The organism is bacterium, assembly GCA_026416715.1.
Lineage (GTDB): Bacteria > UBP4 > UBA4092 > JAOAEQ01 > JAOAEQ01 > JAOAEQ01.
Window position 1 is genome coordinate 36,941 of record JAOAEQ010000009.1, and the last position, 19,552, is coordinate 56,492.

The 19,552-nt window shown below is 41.9% G+C and carries 9 protein-coding genes; 7 read left to right on the forward strand and 2 right to left on the reverse strand.

The window, feature by feature from the left end; genetic code table 11:
* Positions 1-162: 162 nt before the first annotated feature.
* Positions 163-2,556 carry a CehA/McbA family metallohydrolase gene (locus N3A72_05260; GenBank protein MCX7919009.1) on the reverse strand — a complete coding sequence of 798 codons (2,394 nt, stop codon included), beginning with the start codon at positions 2,554-2,556 and terminating at the stop codon, positions 163-165.
* A 99-nt stretch (positions 2,557-2,655) separates the two neighbouring features.
* Positions 2,656-3,534 carry a CehA/McbA family metallohydrolase gene (locus tag N3A72_05265; GenBank protein ID MCX7919010.1) on the reverse strand — a complete coding sequence of 293 codons (879 nt, stop codon included), beginning with the start codon at positions 3,532-3,534 and terminating at the stop codon, positions 2,656-2,658.
* 222 nt (positions 3,535-3,756) lie between these two features.
* Here N3A72_05265 and N3A72_05270 point away from each other — a divergent pair, with 222 nt between their 5' ends.
* The 7 genes from N3A72_05270 to N3A72_05300 all read left to right on the forward strand — a co-directional run bounded on the left by N3A72_05270 (position 3,757) and on the right by N3A72_05300 (position 19,521).
* On the forward strand, positions 3,757-4,953 hold the full coding sequence (locus N3A72_05270) for an MFS transporter (GenBank protein MCX7919011.1): 1,197 nt from the start codon (positions 3,757-3,759) through the stop codon (positions 4,951-4,953).
* Positions 4,954-5,298: 345 nt separating this feature from the next.
* Positions 5,299-11,361, forward strand: a complete 6,063-nt coding sequence (locus N3A72_05275; protein ID MCX7919012.1) for a right-handed parallel beta-helix repeat-containing protein — start codon at positions 5,299-5,301, stop codon at positions 11,359-11,361.
* Positions 11,362-14,156: 2,795 nt separating this feature from the next.
* Entirely contained in the window at positions 14,157-15,377 is a 1,221-nt protein-coding gene (locus tag N3A72_05280) for a hypothetical protein (protein ID MCX7919013.1), read from the forward strand.
* A gap of 355 nt (positions 15,378-15,732) precedes the next feature.
* Positions 15,733-16,068: a DUF1844 domain-containing protein gene (locus N3A72_05285; GenBank protein MCX7919014.1), complete on the forward strand. Its 336-nt coding sequence runs from the start codon at positions 15,733-15,735 to the stop codon at positions 16,066-16,068.
* On the forward strand, positions 16,065-16,523 hold the full coding sequence (dtd, locus tag N3A72_05290) for a D-aminoacyl-tRNA deacylase (GenBank protein ID MCX7919015.1): 459 nt from the start codon (positions 16,065-16,067) through the stop codon (positions 16,521-16,523). The genes N3A72_05285 and dtd overlap by 4 nt, the downstream gene beginning before the upstream one ends.
* Positions 16,524-16,570: 47 nt before the next feature.
* Complete coding sequence (locus N3A72_05295) at positions 16,571-17,563, forward strand: hypothetical protein (protein ID MCX7919016.1); 993 nt, start codon at positions 16,571-16,573, stop codon at positions 17,561-17,563.
* Between the two features lie 86 nt (positions 17,564-17,649).
* Positions 17,650-19,521 (forward strand): ATP cone domain-containing protein, encoded by a 1,872-nt coding sequence (locus N3A72_05300; protein ID MCX7919017.1) that lies wholly within the window; start codon positions 17,650-17,652, stop codon positions 19,519-19,521.
* Positions 19,522-19,552: the final 31 nt, after the last annotated feature.

Genomic DNA, 19,552 nt, shown 5'->3' on the forward strand with positions numbered 1-19,552 from the left:
TGCATAACGATTCCCTTTTTATTTAGTGGTTATCCTTATCTAACATTCCTACTATAGCGCAAAGCGATTATTTTAGCAACTATTTTTTATTAAAAAGACCAACATATATAGGAAACCAAGAAAAAAGGGAAGTTAAAGGTCAGAATTACTGAGGTGTATATTCTACTGGTAAGTTATCCAGATTGGGCTTGACCACGCCATATTCCCATCCCGCTGGATGACCCGAAGATAATACCAATTCGTTCCTTGTGGAATCTCGGTATCAATAAATTTAAATCGGGCTTCGTCGCTATCCCCGCCATTAGTATAAATCACTTCGTTATTTCGAATCAAATACACATAATGCAAAAGATTCGTTCCTTTAACATATACCGAAAACTCTGGTGCAGTGGTAGTACTATATTCTTCACCGAGATAATGTCCATCAGCGCGAAAATCGACCAGGATTTTTTCGCCAGTGGTAGCGAACGTTCTGCGGTTACGAAACGCGTCCAGAATTTCTTCTCGAGTCAACGATTTCGCTAACACGCCAGTCCACCCCGCTCGCCACGGGTCGCGTTTATATCCGACCCCATGCTGCCAGAGCAAACCATGTCCATCGCTCCCGCCGATAATTCCAAATTTTAATCCTTTCGCTAAACCATTTTGAATGAAACAGCCGGAGATACCGCCCCGATGTTTAATCGGCTCGTTGCCCATATATTCAAACGCGCCATGATTTGAGATTATCTCAATGCAGGTCTGAACGTTCGGATTATGCGCTAACCAATTGATACCGGTCCAGCCGATATGATGCGCAAACCCAAGTGCTTTGATTGGTTCTAACGTAGAAAATAGTCCCGAAGCAGTTTTAGTAGCTGGTTCCCGTTTTGGATATATCGTATAATTCTCATTAGGGAAATAAACGTTGATATGTCCGTCGCCAAGCGGAACTCGTGCTTGTGTCCATTCATACGCCGGGATGGTAACAAATTCACCTGGCTGGTTATAATATTTCGTCCAATGTTTATATTCTTCCCATTCTGCTGCCGATATCCGATTCTGCACGAACTCTTCATGGTCGGTTAATGCATAGAAATCTAACTGATAAACGTCGCGGGCGCGCGTGAACGATTCTTCTATCGAGCCGACACCGTCAGAAAGCCAACTATGCGAATGAATATCGCCATAATAGACGGTATATATCCCAATCGTATCATGGGAAATTGCGGGTTTCTGATAGCGGATTATGGATTGTAGTTTATTTTCAACCTGAAATGGAGTAGTAACCAAACCTCCGTCAGCTTCAGGTTTCGGGTTGATAGCAATTTTCCGAAGAAAATTACCAGCGATATCGCGGTAAACCATCCAGAGATTTTGCTGTGAATCTTTGGCAACACGAATGAACTGCCCCCGTCCGCCCCAACTTCCGTTGGATAACCGAATCGGGTCTGACCACTGATTTCCATTGTAATATTGCGCTATCCAATCGTGAGACGGACGACCGAAAATCCAGAACCGATGTGTATTTTCAAAAAATAAGGTTGGAAACTCGAATCCTTGGTCTTCGTTAACTTTATTTAAATCTTTCCCTGGCATTTCACCTATCGGTTCGATGCATTGTTTGGTTTTCGAGTCATATCCACGGACATAGACCCATTTGGGTATGTCTATGCCTGGAGGCAAATCCGAATCTCGAATATCGAAATCCGAAATCCTGGGATTTTTATCCAACTTCGCTAAATCTTCGTTAGCTAAAATTTTAGATTTTGAATTTATACTTCTGTTGCTATGCCAGGCAATCCAGGGGGTAGAGTTACCGTGTAGAGCGAGTGATGGATAAGCGTCAATTCCAGGGTGAGTTGTAACCTGAATTGGTTTATTCCATACTCCATTTTTACCAGCGACTAGGAAAATATCATAGTTCCCGTTACCAAGATAGCTATCATAAGCAATCCAGATAGTTCCATGATAATCTATTGCTAAGGAAGGGCGGAAATTATCGAGAGTATTATTGGTAATATTTTGTACCGAGGTAAATTTTCCGTTGACGAGTTTAGTAAAATAAATCTGATGTTTTCCGCCTGACTTCGCTGAAGCTTCGTCAGGTAAAGTTTCATTTCCCATATATGCGATACAGAGGTTGTCGGAGTTATCGAGCGCTATCGAAGGATGCATCGCATCACTTTTTCCATTGGTTATAGCGATTTCATTATTCAACTTGGCGCCATCATAGTATCGAGCGTAAATCTGCCAATACGCGTCTCGTTTCGATTGCCAAACGAGCCAAAGTCCATCTTTCTTATCACAAACGATCAACGGCTGATATCCGAAACCGACTAGGATTGGTTCACCAACCGTTTTCCCATCCGATGTACTTAAATATACCATATCGCTATTTCCAGTGAACTCTGACCACGCTAGCCAGATTGTATCTTTGCTATCTATAGCGATTGCCGGGTATTCCGCATTGATTTTTGTACCAAATGGAATCGGTTGACCGAGAATAACCTCTTGCGCAACAACTATGGTTATCATTAAAAGAATACAGAGAAACGTTATGAGGCTGGATTTCATAATAATCAATGGTCAATATTCAATGTTCAATTAACAATACTCAATGTACCATGAATTAATAGTTCACTATTGTCAAATTTTACACTTTTCATCGCAAGATTAGAAATAGAAAGGATTACTCCACGCGATTTTTCCGAATGTATCAACACATTCGATTCGTACATACCGTACCTTATCCCGAATCGGGAATTCTGCGCTGGTTATCGTTTCTCCTTGATTAGGCCAAACCGTCCATCCATTCCACCCATTACACATAAAGTTGATTCGAGATACCGGCGAACATTCAACGAAAATTTTGTTATCCTGAATTTCGATTGTATATATTTCAGGACCGGTGCTGGAATAAAACGCTCCCTGCCGAATCGCAGAACAAATCGCTTCTTTGGTTAACTCTGGCGCTTTAACCCAAATCCAGCCACCGCAATAATCAACAACTCGTTCATGCGCATCATCTACTGCAAACCCAAATAATTTTTTCCCACGGATAAGTAAATCGTCCCAATGGATACTACTGAATCCTTTTGCCAACTCAACTTCACAACCGTGGTTGTATATTTCTACTCCAAGGTAATCTTGTAAATCGAGGATATCGCGAACGGTTAATGATGACCAATACGGATGCGCAATGAAGGTCAACGCTCCTACTTGGTTCAAGATATCAATCGCTCGTTGTGGTGGTGTAGTTTTCTGGTCGATATCAAAAGTTTGTTTCGGTTCGATACCGACGATATGCAATGTTTCGTTTAATTCCGTTTTCCAGACATCAATTTCAATCCCTTCAAGTAACAATAGTTTGCCATTAAGATTAGGATTCGGGCGGGTGATTTTCCAGTGGTCAGTTAATGCGAGAAAATGGAATCCAGCATCAAGATATTTTTGTGCTAACACTTCCGGTGTCATTTTGCCATCAGAATTAGTCGTATGCGTATGCAGGTTGCCTTTATACCAATTTCCGGGTAGTAAAAATGGATTCAGCATTGAATTTTATAACTCCTTTATCAAAAATAAATTCTTAAGACAATATTTTATCACAAAACGAACTCAATAAATTACCGTAGATGATATAGAAGCGAACGGCTATTCATCATCATCATTATGATATAATATTTATTTATAATCGACTATATAAAAACGGAAGAACTAAAGAACCAAAAATAGTTCATCCGTTTTTTTGTTCATCTATTCTTTCATTAACCCTTTATGTTTACAGCGTTTAAACATCGGAATTATCGCATATTCTGGTCTGGGAATCTGATTTCACTAATCGGCTCATGGATGCAGACGATGGCACTCGGTTGGTTAGTATATCGGCTAACCCGGTCGCCGTTCTTGCTTGGCTTATCCAGTTTTTTTAGCTCGATTCCGATAGTGTTTATTTCTCCGCTCGGTGGTGCGGTGGTTGACCGAATGAATAAACGGAAACTACTGATACTGACTCAATCGGGGATGATGTTATCTGCGTTCATTTTAGCTGGGTTAACGCAATTCGAACTTATTGCTATCTGGCATATATTTGCGATTGCGATATTCGGCGGATTTATCGCTGCATTTGATGCGCCGGCACGTCAATCGTTCGTTATCGAACTGGTTGGAAAAGAAGATTTAATGAATGGAATTGCATTAAACTCGCTCGCGTTCAATTCAGCGCGGATTCTCGGTCCGGCAATAGCCGGCTATGCAGTTGCGTATGTTGGTGAATCCGGCTGTTTTTTCCTGAACGGATTAAGTTTTATTGCAGTTATTTTCGCATTAACGATGATGACCGGATTAGAACAGGTAAATGACACGAAAGAAGCAAACCTTTATGATAATTTAAAAGAAGGATTTCAATATATCAAAAATCAGAAATTAATTTGGAATCTGATAGTATTAGTTGGTATTTCAAGTTTATTTTCATTATCGTATGCGGCGTTACTGCCGATTTTCGCAAAGGAAATTCTCGGCGGAGATGCGAGAACACTCGGTTGGCTGATGTCATCGGTTGGTGTTGGTGCAATCATCGGTGCGTTATTTGTCGCTAAACTTGGTAATTTTCAACATAAAGGAAAACTCGTACTTATCGCGGCGCTCGGTTCCGCATTCTGCTTAATGATTTTCGGTGCATCGAAATGGTTATGGTTATCGATTGGGACGCTGGCAATTGTTGGGTTCTGCAACGTAGCGTATCTTGCGACAACAAATACGCTTATTCAGACCACGGTCAATGATGAACTTCGCGGGCGGGTGATAAGTCTCTATACGCTGATTTTTCTCGGCGGGATGCCGCTCGGGAACCTTTTCGTTGGCGCAGTTGCGCAAAAACTCGGTGCGCCAGCAACCGTTATCCTCGGTTCAGCTATCTGCTTCATTTATACCGCTTCAACATCATACCGAGTTCCAGAGCTTCGGAACGCGTAATACTAAATTATGCAGGGATTAATTCTCATGCACTTACTTCAAATGGGTAGGAACTTTCCTATACTGCGTACGTAAAACGTTCGCATTCCATATGAGGAATTAACTTCGAATGCGCTGGTTCATAATCAGGTTTATCATCTTTTCTGCACTCAAGTAACGTGGTCTGCTTAACTCGATTCAATGGATTGAACTTCCCATATCGTCACAAATGAGGATAATTTATCTCCTGAATTATTAACGTGATTTTATATATTTTGACTTGACAAGAAACCAAAATAGGATTATAAATTATTAGATAGATTTTAATCAAACCTATTACCATTTAATTAATCGGGAGGATTCTTTATGCACTGTCGTCATCGATTATTGCAGCTGAGTGTTATTGTAGGGTTGGTTGTAATAGGCTGGGTATCAGCATTGGGCTCGACGAATATTTCCGGAACAATTAGCGAGTCAACAACTTGGACTGTTGCTGGGAGTCCGTATATTCTGACTGGTGAAGTGCGGGTACGGAGTACAACCGCATCATATGTAGCAGTATTAACCATTCAATCCGGCGTACAAGTTCGATTCAATAGCGGTGCCTGGTTGCATATCGGTGGAACAAGTAGCACGCAACGTGGTGGATTAGTTGCAAAAGGTGTTATTTTTACCAGTAATTCTTTATTTCCTGCAGCCGGTGATTGGTATACAATTTATTTCGATACCTATAGTGAAGATACATTATGTACTTTAAGCAATTCGGGAATTTTATATGGAACCTATGGCATATATTGTAATAATGCGGAACCGACTCTAAGCGTTTGCACTATCGGATATATGAGCGAGAATGGTGTTTATGGTGAAACGAAAGGATATCCGACAATAAAAAACTGTGTCTTTAGTAACATCAACGATTATCCCATTAGTATTCCCGCAGAAGGGATTCGGAAAATTTCGCAATGTTCTTTTAGCAGTAATACTCGACAAGGAATTGAAGCGCGTACGGATACCATTATAACCTCTGGTACGTGGTCGAATCACGGGGTACCGTATGTGATAAATGGCGCGGTATCAGTATATACCAGCGGGAGCGGTTGTGTCCTAAATTTACCCTCCGGTGTAATTCTAAAGTTCGCATCGAGTGGTTCTGAACTGCGAATCGCTGGAAGTAGTTCAACCCAAATTGGTGGTTTAATTGCCACCGGAGTGCATTTCACGTCATTAAAAGATGATTCAATTGGTGGAGATACATACGGCGACGGTACTGCAACTACTCCAGCAGTAGGTGATTGGCGCCGGATTCGTTTCGACCAATATACCATTTCAAGTTCAGCGCTGACCCGGTGTGTTGTGCGGTATGCAGGAGCTACGTATAGTAATGCAATATACATTGACGGGGGTGCGCCGACGTTCAGCTATTGTACTGTTAGTTCTAACAATGGATATGGCATTTATGCCGTAGATCAAGGATATCCAACTATTAGTAGTTGTAATATCTCATATAACTCAGATTTTCCAATTAGCGTTGAGGCGGAAGGAATCAGGAAAATCAGTAATTGCACGTTGACCAATAATATGCGACAAGGGATTCAAGTGCGCGCAGATACCGTCATCACTTCGGGTACCTGGACAAATCAAGGGGTGCCATATGTAATTAGTGGAGTTGTTCAGGTATATAAGCCGAGTCCGGGATGTATGCTTACTCTTGAGTCCGGATGTATCATTAAATTTGACTATCGGGAGTATAGCAGACTTCAAATTGCTGGAAGCGGGGGTACGCAATGGGGTGGATTAAATGCGACCGGAGTTATTTTCACTTCTATGAAAGATGATTCAGTTGGCGGAGATACATTCGGTGATGGAACCACAACCACTCCTGCACCCGGCGATTGGTATAATATCAGTTTCGACGAGTATAGTATTGCGGGAACCGGATTGACCAATTGTGTAGTTCGCTATGCTGGGTCGTCAAATAATCCTGCAATTTTTGTGAACTCTACGTACCCTACGTTTACTGCTTGTACGATTATCGATAATGCCGATATCGGCATTTGGGGGTCTACTTATGGGTATCCGACAATTACGAACTGTCGGTTTGAAAATAACGGAGATTATCCCATCAGTCTTTATGCAGAAGGAGTTCGCAATATTACCGGATGTACCTTTACCAATAATAAACGGCAGGGGGTTGAAGTTCGCGGTGGTACTGTAAGCACTTCGTGTACGTGGATGAATCAAGGAATACCGTATGTGATTAGTGGCGATGTGAATGTGTATGCGCCGAGTCCGGGATGTATGCTAACTATTGCGTCAGGAAATATCATTAAATTTGGTGGAACTTATACCGAATTGCAAATTGGTGGGAGTTCGACCACGCAATGGGGTGGATTGATAGCAACCGGGGTAACTTTTACGTCGATTAAAGATGATTCGGTTGGCGGTGATACGTATGGTGATGGTACAGTAACGAGTCCTGCGCCCGGCGATTGGGAATATATATATTTTGCAACGTATACCATATCTTCGACAAATCTAGACCGATGTAAAATCCGGTACGGTGCCAATTCATTTAACGGAGCGATTTATGTTTATAATAGTTCACCGACATTTAGTTATTGCACGGTAGAATATAGCAAAAATTGTGGCATTTACGGTATCGGTCAGGGGTATCCAAGTATTACGAATTGTCGGTTTGAAAATAATCAGGATTATCCGATTTCGCTTGAAGCGGAAGGGATACGGAAAGTTACCGGCTGTAATTTCAATAATAATAATCGCCAGGGGATTCAAGTGCGTTCGGATATCGTAATTACTTCGTGTACGTGGACGAATCAAGGCGTACCGTATGTATTAAATGGCGATGTGAATGTGTATGCGCCGAGTCCGGGATGTATGCTAACTATTGCGTCAGGAAATATCATTAAATTTGATGGAACTTATACCGAATTGCAAATTGGTGGGAGTTCGACTACGCAATGGGGTGGATTGATGGCAATCGGAGTTATATTTACTTCAGTAAAAGACGATTCGGTTGGTGGCGATACGAATGGGGATGGAATCATAACGTATCCGAGTGCCGGTGATTGGTTTAATCTCTATATCAGTGAATATATGATTTCTTCAACAAAACTGGAACGATGTATTATTCGTTATGGTGGGTATAGTTCAAATGCGATGATTTATGCGGATAGTTGTTCGCCAACCTTCAGTTTTTGTACGATTGGATATAGTAAGAATTTCGGGATATATGGTTCACCTCAAGGATATCCGACGATAAGCACCTGTGTATTTGAATATAATCAGGATTATCCGATTAGCGTTCAAGCGGAAGGAGTCCGTAAAATTACCGGTTGTAGTTTTAGTAATAATACTCCACAAGGTATACAGGTTCGGTATGATATTGTTCGTACCACCTGTACGTGGACGAATCAGGGTGTACCGTATGTAATCGAAGACGATGTTTCGGTATATACGACCGGTAGTGGATGTATTTTAACCCTAAGTCCAGGAGTTGTGTTGAAGTTTGCGCACATCTATGCCCAATTAAATATTGCTGGGAGTTCAACGACGCAAAAGGGTGGATTAATTGCGACCGGGGTAACCTTTACTTCGATTAAAGATGATTCGGTTGGTGGCGATACGTATGGTGATGGTACAGCGACGAGTCCATCGCCTGGCGATTGGGAATGCATATATTTTGAGCGGTACACGTTAGCGACGACGCGGTTAGACCAATGTATAATTCGGTATGGAGGGTATTCGTATAATGGTGTGGTATATGTTAATGGGAGTAATCCGACGTTTAGTTATTGTACAGTAGAGTATAGTAAACAGTGTGGGATCTATGGGTTGAATGATGGGTATCCGACGGTAAGCAACTGTCGGTTTACCAACAATCAGGAGTATCCGATTTCGCTTGAAGCGGAAGGGATACGGAAGGTTACCGGTTGTAGTTTTAGTAATAATAAGCGGCAAGGGATAGAGGCTCGGTATGATATTGTTCAGACGTCTGGTACGTGGACGAATCAGGGTGTACCGTATGTGATTAACGGAACGGTATCAATACATACTACTGGTGGTGGATGCATCCTTACCTTGAATCCGGGAGTGATTATCAAATTTGCTGATTATGATTCTGAATTAGATGCCGGTGATCCGTTTAGCGACCAATATGGCGGATTGATTGCAGTTGGTAACGTCTATGCACCGATATATTTCACGTCAATCAAAGATGATTCTATCGGCGGGGATACCTATGGTGATGGGACAGCAACCAGCCCTGCGCCGGGAGATTGGTCGCGGATTTATCTCGGTTATTATACCTTACCGAGTTCGGTCTTCGACCATTGCATTATTCGCTATGCACGTTATGGAATCGATAATGCATATGCACAAGACAATTTAAAGGTGCGGTATTGCTTGATTGAAAAGAATGCTTACTGTGGCATCTATGCTTACGGTCCAATAAATGGAGAGCTGCGGCATAACACGATTATAAATAATCTAGGTAAGGGGATTGAAATTCAAGATAACGCATCTCAAACTATAATTGCGAATAATAATATTTGCCAGAATGCAATTGGGATCTATGCAAATAATCCATATGCCTTAATCTTCCAGAATAACAATATTTCAAAGAATACTACCTACGGAGCACAAAATTCGGTAACTACCAGAACCGTTAACGGTGAATTTAACTGGTGGGGTGATACGACAGGCCCGTATGACGGTTCGACGATAGGGTTATACAATCCGTTTGGGAAAGGTGATACGGTTTCGAACTATATTGATTACGACCCGTGGTTACGTGAGAATCCGGAACAACCACGGCGGCTACCGGATATTAAATTGTTGAAAGGGTATGAGCAAGATGAAGTGTTCGATTTAGACCGATACATACTGGATACAGCAGCGAGTTTCACTTGGGAAACGAATCCGGATATAGACCAAGCGCGAATCGTGATTAATCCGGATAATACCGTTGATTATACCTTAACACGAACGACTGCGTTTGTCGGGATTGATTCGGTTTCCTATTGTGCGAACTGGTATGCGAAATCAACCTCGCTGGTTAAATATTCGACGTATCTATTCGAACGACTGGGTGATGCGATTATAGATAACGGGAACGAGGTTGAACATTGCTGGTTAGATTTACGGGCAGTGATTATTAAAGATGCAAGTTCATCGTATCCGACGATATATAAATCCACAACGAAATATGACGACCCTGCGGATAACGGAAAAATAACTGTAACTCTCAGTGGTTCAACAGCAGAAATAGTTTCGAGTACGGCATTGAAATCACCGGTTTCCGTGATTTTCACGGTGCAGAAAGATACAACCGGAACGGATTATGATAAAGCATTACTGCGTGTATACGAGATTGTTAACCAGAATGGGCATTTTGATGTTGCCGGTGATACAACGAAATGGATTTTTGAAGTGTATGGGGATGGGAGTGGTTCTGGGACATTATCCTGGGTAACTGGGTATACCGATGGTTCTGGGGTAGTAAAAATCAATCAGAATCCGGGTCAGAAAGGGAAATTAACACAGGTATTCACGGTTCCGAAATCAGGTTGGTATACCGCTCGGGCACGGATTGTGACTGATGTAACTTCGTCAAGTAAACAGCAGAAAGTATATCTCTACTTGCAGGAGCTCAATGCATCGAATCAGGTTGTTGAAGTTGCGAATCAGGTATTATCGAATAGCGCAGGAGCGTTTGCCGGTGCTGGTATCTGGCGTGAGGTTGAAATTAATTATTATGCAAAAGGAACAAGTTTAGCCGTTCAGCTGGTTGCAATCAATCCAGCAAGTAGTGGAATAACCGCAAATCTATATGTAGATTATATCTGGGTATATCCTGCGCCACCGCTAGTAACCCGATGTTTTGGAGCGACGCAGGTAGATATTCTGAATCCGAGTTTTGATACCACGACAAGCGGATGGTCATTAGAAGTGTATGGTGACGGAAGCGGTACTGGTACTTGGAGTTGGGATACCGGATTAGCTGGAATGAGCGGAATCTTGAAAGGAAGTCAAAGCGGCGGAGAAAAGGCGAAATGGAGTCAGTTATATCGGTTTTCGAATCCAGGATTGAGTGCGACCGGGTCAGTCTGGATATATAGTGGAGCGGGCAGTATCGAGAATTCTCAAAAGATATATCTCTATCTCTATAGTTGGAATAGTAGTTATACTAAAATTATTGAAAGCGGAAATGCGATATTGCAGCCGGGAAGATGGACACCAGGTCAATGGCGCGAACTGAAGTTTGGATATACGCCATTAACCAATTATAATGCGGTACAACTTGTTGCAATTAATCCGAGCGGGAAACCGACTGCGACGATTTATTTCGATGACGTTAAAATAGAACAAGACCAGGATACTGTATATTACTGGGACCATAGGTTATTTTAAATTCGAAATTTGAACTTTAAAACTGGTATCCACGTGCGAAGGAAACGAATTCTCTAGAAATTATCGTGTATCTTGAATCATGTTCAACGTCTTGTCATTTTCTTTTTTCCTACCGTGAATGCGATTTGGGTTCATCAACTTTAAGTGGTAATTATCGTTCCTAGAGTGCGGTTGAAGGCAAAAGCTAACTTCTACACGGATTCTGAAATTACATCTAACCACCGACACGGAGATTTCGTTGAGCCAAACGGTTTGGTTTATCACCGGAAGCTAATCATTGTAAACTCGCAGTATTTGCGATAAAACTCAAGATTTTTCAAGCTGAAGTTGGGTCGAAAAATTCCTAATTCGATGGATTGAGAAATAAGGTCGTTATACCGGTTAGTGCATTTCATTATCGGATTCACCGTAGTCAACAACAAGTTGCCGAGCTAGACTTATAGTTCTATACTTGAAATCCATGTTGGAGTTCATTCGCTGTAGCTATAACTACAATTCTAAGAAAGGAGAAAAAAATAGTTTACATTGAGATTGAAATTGAAATCTCGAGACAAAACCCAATGAGCACTAAGCGAAATTATTTCCATAAAATGTAGTTCGATGAACTTATGGAACTGTGTGGTTATATGGGTTTAGTTTATTGAGAAAGGAGAACGGTTATGCAATGTAGAATACCGCAGTTAATGGTAGTTGTAGTAATATCAGTATTAAGTTTTGCAGTGCTTGCGAGTGCGATACCGAAGCGAATAAATTATCAAGCGGTATTGAAAGATAAAGCGACAGGACGAGTATTACCGGATGGGAATTATACGGTAACGTTTCGGTTATACACGGCGAGTACTGGCGGGAGTGCGTTGTGGGCGGAGACGGCGACGGTCACGGTAACCAACGGGATCTTAACGCATCAGTTAGGGAGCGTGACCACATTGAATCTGACGTTTAACCAGAATTATTATCTCNGGGTGCAGGTTGCTGGGGATAGTGAGATGACTCCACGGGAACGGTTGACTAGTGTCGGCTATGCGTTTTATGCGGATAATGCAGTAAGTGCGATAACTGCACAGACATTACAGGGGTCAGTGCCGAGTGATTTCGGTGATATCACCGGTGTGACTGCAGGAGATGGGTTACGTGGTGGTGGGAGTTCCGGGTCGGTAACGCTCGATGTAAATGTTGGTAATGGTTTAAGTATCAGTAATGATACGGTAGGTTTATCGAGCGGTTATCAAGATGGAAGCGCGTTTGATAGTCGGTTCCTGAACGCTAATGGAGATACCTGGGTGGGTAGTTTATATGGTATTGGAACAACATCCAATACGATATTACAGGTGCAAAATTACGGTGACGGTCTCGGCATATATGCTTATGCAACTACTAGCGATGCAATTTATGCACAAAGTGATGGATGGAATGGAAATGCGGTAAGAGCTACCAACAAGAGCGATGGATATTCAACTATTAATGCTCTACAATATGGTGACTGGCGCGCAGTAAGTGGGTATAATTATTCTACTGTAGGCGGAACCGGGGTTGGCGGCATCGCGTATGGGTCGAATGGAATTGGTGTTTATGGTGTAGCATATGCATCGGGTGGTATAGCGTTATATGGATATACGTATGGTACTACTAACGCTTATGGATTATATGCAAAAGCTCCTGATGGTACCGGTGTATATGGGTATACGAATAGCACCAATAATGCAGTTTATGGACGAAACGAGGGAAGCGGAAGAGGTGTTTATGGTTATAGTTCTACCGGATACGGAGTTTATGGAGAGAGTTATAGTTCTAGGGGAGTCTATGGGTATAGCCGGACTAGTTATGGCGTATATGCACGAACCGATAGTAATACCTATGATGCGGTTTATGCAATTGCTACCGGTGCATTAGCTTACGGCATCCAAGCACGAAGCCAGAACTCTCGAGGAGGATATTTTTATACTGGAAATACTGCCAGCCAAGCAATCTATGCTAGCGGTAATGTTTATATTGCTGGCAATTTAACTGTTACCGGGAGTAAATCCGGATTTGTGGTTGACCTCTGTAAGAATATCGGGACAGGAACGCTTGAAATTGGTGATGTAGTAGTGATTAAAGGGAGTAGTTCTCCGATTCTTGGACAGATACCCCTAATGCATATTGCGAAAACCAATATCGGATATGATTCCGCAGTAGTTGGGGTCGTTAATCAATGTTGGAGTATTCGAACCTGTACTCGTGATGCGAAAGGATTAGCTGAATTTGAATTACCGGAGAAAGAAGTCGAAGTAGCGCCCAGTGCGGCACAATTAGTTATGCCGAATGAATATGTGAGTGTAGTTACCCTTGGCGCTTATCAAGCGATTAAAGTTGATGCGAGTTATGGTGCGATTCAGCCTGGGGATTTATTGGTTACATCTCCGAATCCGGGATATGCGATGAAAGCAGACCCGAACCAAACGAGGGTTGGAACCGTTATTGGGAAAGCGCTCGGTTCGTTAGCCAGCGGTCAAGGGAAAATTCCGGTGTTTGTAGGTCATCAATAACATAAAAGGATTACATAGATTTTTCCCGATTTCGCTGATTAAAAACTTACATCTGTGTAATCAAAAAATTTCGAAAGGCAAAGGTGACCTATGAATAATTATAAAAACAAATGCAAATATTCGAATATCGAAATCAAAACAAAATCTTCACTACTGAGCTTGCCGAATTCGCTAAAATTATTTTTTAGTACTAACCTAAAAAATATTTTTTCCCCAATGTTTGCGTGTTTTTCGGTTAGATTTTGTTTCGGATTTGCGATTTCGATATTAATGATAATAAGGATTCTCGGTAACGGAGTTTTAGCACGGGCTGCAAATCAATTCGTTGACGGAACGACCTATACCGTTCCATCGCAAATCATGGATATGGGTGGGAAAACTCGAACGAGCGAACGTAAAGTAGCAATTGATGCTATCGGTCAACCGGGTCTAAACGTTTCAGCTAGTGGAATGTATAAACTCGACCGTGGGTTCCTCTATACTCTGAAATGGCCAGTCAATAGTTACGGCAATTTCACGGTCAGTAGTGATACTACATATTGGTACTATGAGAGATATGGTGATGCGAGTTCACCAGGAACACTATCGCGGCTTGCGAGTTATAGCGGGCAGAGCGGAGTATTGAAAATCAATCAAGCGCCAGGTGAAAAAGCGAAATTGACTCAGGTATTCTCGGTTTCATCGCCTGGCTGGTATATTGCCAAAACAAAAGTCGCAACGAATATCAGTAACGTTTCCAAACAACCGAAAGTATATCTCTATCTGCAGGAGTTAGCGAATGATAGTTCGGTAGCGAAAACTGCAAATCAGGTTATTGCGTCGGGGTCAGGCGGATTAGGGACGGCTGGTTCCTGGAGACAGCTAGAAATAGGGCATTATGCTACCAGCACGATTCTCGCCGTTCAGGTAGTAGGAATAAATCCGACAAACTCCGAGGTTACCGGAGCGATTTATTTCGATGAAATTGAAGTATATCGAGAGCCACCGAATGGGTATCCAGGCTCTACGACTGTATCCATAGCTAATCGCAGTTTTGCAAGTAATACGAACAACTGGTTAGTCGAAATCTATGGTGATGGAACCGGTACCGGAACTTGGAGTTGGGTATCGAGCTGGTCGGGGCATAACGGCGTGATTCGAGCAAATCAACTTGGCGCTGAAAAAGGAAAAGTGAGTCAGTTTTGTACTGTGCCCGCTGCTGGGAAAAATTGTATTGCTTCTATTTGGTTGTTTAGCACTTCGACTTCGAAGAGTAATACTCAGAAAGTATACCTCTATTTTTATAGTTTCGATAGCGGATATACTAAAATTATAGAAAGTGGGAATGGAATACTTCAGCCTGGAAAATGGGATCCGGGGGATTGGCAACAGATTCAGTTTGCCTATACACCAATGTCGAACTATAACGCGGTACAGTTTGTTACGATTAACCCAATCGGGAAACCGTTGCAATCGATTTATTTCGATGATGTTTATGTTGACCAAGAATAATGAACTAAGTAAACGGTTGGGCTACCGATGAGATCCTCACCCCAACCGTCTATGCACGCGAAATATCGCGAGCTAACTTTCGTAATTCGTTTGGACAGATTTAAATGAATTGAACCCGTTGTGCGACTTGCTTTTTTCAACTCGACTTTAGTCGAGGGTTGCATAAGCTTTAGCCTTAAACGGCATTAGGTAACCTCCGCTAGACTTTACAGGCAATTTCTGCGATAATTTCTTTTAACAATAATTATCAGACAAAATCTGGTATTGCCATCCTCGAACATTTTGGTCTCTACTGTGTTCTTCTATTTTTTCCATCAGAACATAGAAGCGCCAACTGAGACCAGCATTCACCCTTATGTCAGAAGAGAAAAAAAATGAACCATCAAATCAAGCAACATTTGAAAGTTCTTCGAACCAGAAACCGGAAGAATCACACATGCTTCCAGAAGCAAGTTTTATTCAACTAGCGTTGATTCTGGGTATGCAAGCGATGCAATCGCTCGGTCTGATTCCGAACCCGGGGACGAATAAATCGGAACCAAATTTACCACTCGCGAAGTTTAACATTGATCTATTAGAAATTTTACAACAAAAAACTAAAGGCAATCTTACTTCCGAGGAAGAAAAGACATTAGAGGAAATGTTGTTTAATCTTCGGATGCAATATGTGGCTAAGGTGAATAAACAATGATTGCAGTGCTTCAGCGGGTTAAACGCGCACAAGTTACGGTCAATACGGAATGTATTGCTGAAATTGGGCAAGGGATATTAGGATTGGTTGGTGTTGACCAAACAGATGCCGAGTCAGATGCTCGGTTGTTGGCAAAAAAAATTCCAACGATGCGGATTTTTGCAGATCTGAATGGAAAAATGAATTTATCCTTGATGGATATTCACGGAGAACTACTGTTAGTGTCTCAGTTCACTCTATGTGCCGATGTTTATAGTGGTCGACGTCCAAGTTTTACGCAGGCAGCATCTCCAGACCGTGCTATTGAACTATTAGAAATATTAACTACTGAAATTCGTTCCCAGGGAATAGTTGTTAAATCTGGTAGATTCGGAGCGTATATGCTCGTAGAACTGGTGAATGATGGACCAGTAACATTTGTTGTCGATAGCAAACTAATGAAATTAACGGGTTAAATTTTCTGACTAACGAAATTGTTATGTATCAGCGGATAGTTGTACCAATGGTTATATGTACCTTATTCTTAGCTGGTCATTCATTATGTATCGCAGCACGTTCAGTGTCAACCATAGGAAAACAAAAAATGTATGTCGCTATCGAGCCATTCCCTGACAATAAGCCGGAAATATATACAGCAACGATAACCGCCAGTTTGATTACCGCTCATTTTATCGTGCCCAAATTAGGTACAGCTGGAAATAATTTAGCTATCGAATATCAATTATCCGGTCTCGGATTGGCTGCTGTTGAAGCGACTGCGTTTGAGAACCCAAAGTATTTATCCCGATGGGTATATACGACGTCAGCATTTCCGAAAGAAATGGAAATAGTGTTTAATTATCTAGGGGCGATGCAGACGAAAAAATCTGGCGAGTATTCGAAATCAGCGATTCCGAAATTGACCAATCGCTTCCGAAGTAACCGATATTATCGGTTATTATTCGAAATCCGCAATGTCGGCCGAACTCTGCTGAAATCATTCGGATTTGGCAAAATAACGTACCGACTCGATGTCGTTAATCTAACAGATATGGGCACGGTTTCAGGTATCTTGTTAACTCCAAAATCTGAAATGGAATTATATCCGGGAGAAAAACAAACCGTCTCCTATCTTATTCCGCCGTTATCTCCTGGGGAATATCTCATTAAACTACTAGCGTACTGGAACGAAACCCAAATTATCGCAGAAACCAATTTATCTGTTACCGTTATTGACCAGGAAGTAGTTGAATGGGGCGCGGTGTTGCCTGAACGTGTTCCACATCCTACAATCGGGATGTTTTCAACGCCGATATTAAGCTTGCAAGAGCCATTACATGCGTATCGGATACATGAGATTACCGATTCGAATAATCCGACTCTTTCTGGGATTCTGTTGTTATCTATGCCGGAAAAAGACTGTGCGGTTATAGTTCGGTTACTCACGCCATCGCAGATTGCCACGGCTTCATTTCAAGTATCGGTTAAGAAACCGAAAAAGAAAAAACGAGTTTGATTAAATTCAATAGAGGTATAACGTTAGAAAATAAAAAAGCTTTGGTACTTGAATCGTTCTTGCTAATCTAATGAGGAATAATAATTATGATAGATGCAGAAAATAATTTCTTATTTCCGAAGGAAACGATTGCTGAATTAACCGTTCCGAAACTCATGTTTCGCCGGATTCAGAAACGCGACGGAACATTGGTTGATTTCGATAAGAATAAGATAACCACCGCAATTTTTAAAGCGGCACAATCAGTTGGCGGGAAAGATTATGCATTAGCGGATTCGTTAGCCGACCGGGTTATTCTCTATTTATCGCGGACGTATCCAGATGGGTTGTTGAACGTTGAACAGGTGCAGGATGCTATCGAAAAAGTTTTGATTGAACATGGACATGCGCAAACCGCTAAAGCGTTTATTCTCTATCGCGCGGCTCGGCAACGACATCGACAAATTCAATTGACACAATCGACGTCTTCGGCGCAAGCCTCGCTTGTTTCGCAGGAACTCCAAGTCAGAACTTCTGATGAAGAAATTATCGCTTGGAACCGACAACGGATTATTGATGCGCTAGTTCGGGAAACACAACTTGATATTCAGGTCGCAACCAAAATCAGTAAGGAAGTTGAATTGCAAATAATCGAATCGAATCTGCGCATTATCACCGCAGGATTGATTCGCGAGTTGGTTAACGCCAAATTACTGGAATACGGGTTAGAAAAAGAGAGAAGGATGCATGCACGATTAGGATTACCGCTCTATGATTTCGAACGATTATTATTATCGCAACCAATTCCAGCAGATAATACCTTATCCCAGACGGTTCTTAGGGCTATCGAACGACAGTATGCGCTGGCAAAGGTATTTTCAACCGAAGTGGTTGATGCGCATGCGCAAGGGATTCTTTATCTGCATAACCTCGATGAGATTGTTAGAGGATATGAACTTCGCTTCGTATTACCGGAAACTGATTTACAATTTAATCGATTATGTACTCTTAACCTAGCTGCACAGTTCCGCGTTCAAGTACCGCTGGCCAAGTTTGCTGAATGTCTTCCACAATTGACCCAACCGCTTTTTTCGTCCTGTAATTGGGAAGTTTTAATTACTGAACAAGATATGTGTGCAGATGGTAGCCAAGCGCTGCTAGATGCCATTGAATATTGGATACTTGAACGAAAGGCAGAGTTTTCCCAAGAGCAAACCTCGACATGTCCGGTGCCTAAACTTTATTTCCGATTATTGAACGATTCCCAATCAATTTCTCCCGAATGGGTCTTACATAAAGTAACGTTAAATTTACCAAACATCGCGTATCAAGCGGTAAAAGCGGAAAGTGAACCATATTTATTCCAGCTCATTCAGACCCGCTTACATCTTATTATCCAAGCTCATCTGCAAAAACAGGTTTTCTTGAATCGAGTTTATGGCGCTCGGTTGAGAGAGCTACTCACATCAATTGCCGAAACTGTGCCCCAGGTAACCTACGCAATCGGACTTCTCGGATTGAATGAACTTGTTGAATCATTCTATGGTGCGCAATTACATCAATCGGAACCAGCACGCACACTAGCAGGACAAATTCTTGCTTATCTCTCTGCTCAATGTCAGCAATTGAGTCAAACGTATAATCTTGTATTACGACTTGAACCAACCGAAATTCCGGAAATTGCATATCGGTTTGCCAAGCTTGATTTGGAGAGAGAACCGATATTAGCTACTCCAGTTGTTAAGCGGAAACCAACCAACGGCGGGGTATATTATACGGTAGGAGCGCAGTTTACGGAATTTACCTCGCATGAATTATTTTTCCGTATCATTGCTGAATCATCATTCCATCGCTATTTAAACCAACAGGCCGCAGTAACTATCCCGGTATCAATTCTGGCAGAATATAACGGATTGAGTTCGTTATTACGGAAAGTGTTACAAGAAACCCCGTGTCGGCTAGTCCGGATTACAAAGTAAAGAGTAATCTTTTATTTTTCTATTTTAAATT

What these genes read in the sequence shown, in the direction of transcription:
- N3A72_05260 (MCX7919009.1), bottom strand. Translation starts at nt 2,556, where the DNA reads ATGAAATCCAGCCTCATAACGTTTCTCTGTATTCTTTTAATGATAACC.
- N3A72_05265 (MCX7919010.1), bottom strand. Translation starts at nt 3,534, where the DNA reads ATGCTGAATCCATTTTTACTACCCGGAAATTGGTATAAAGGCAACCTG.
- N3A72_05270 (MCX7919011.1), top strand. Translation starts at nt 3,757, where the DNA reads ATGTTTACAGCGTTTAAACATCGGAATTATCGCATATTCTGGTCTGGG.
- N3A72_05275 (MCX7919012.1), top strand. Translation starts at nt 5,299, where the DNA reads ATGCACTGTCGTCATCGATTATTGCAGCTGAGTGTTATTGTAGGGTTG.
- N3A72_05280 (MCX7919013.1), top strand. Translation starts at nt 14,157, where the DNA reads ATGATAATAAGGATTCTCGGTAACGGAGTTTTAGCACGGGCTGCAAAT.
- N3A72_05285 (MCX7919014.1), top strand. Translation starts at nt 15,733, where the DNA reads ATGTCAGAAGAGAAAAAAAATGAACCATCAAATCAAGCAACATTTGAA.
- dtd (MCX7919015.1), top strand. Translation starts at nt 16,065, where the DNA reads ATGATTGCAGTGCTTCAGCGGGTTAAACGCGCACAAGTTACGGTCAAT.
- N3A72_05295 (MCX7919016.1), top strand. Translation starts at nt 16,571, where the DNA reads ATGGTTATATGTACCTTATTCTTAGCTGGTCATTCATTATGTATCGCA.
- N3A72_05300 (MCX7919017.1), top strand. Translation starts at nt 17,650, where the DNA reads ATGATAGATGCAGAAAATAATTTCTTATTTCCGAAGGAAACGATTGCT.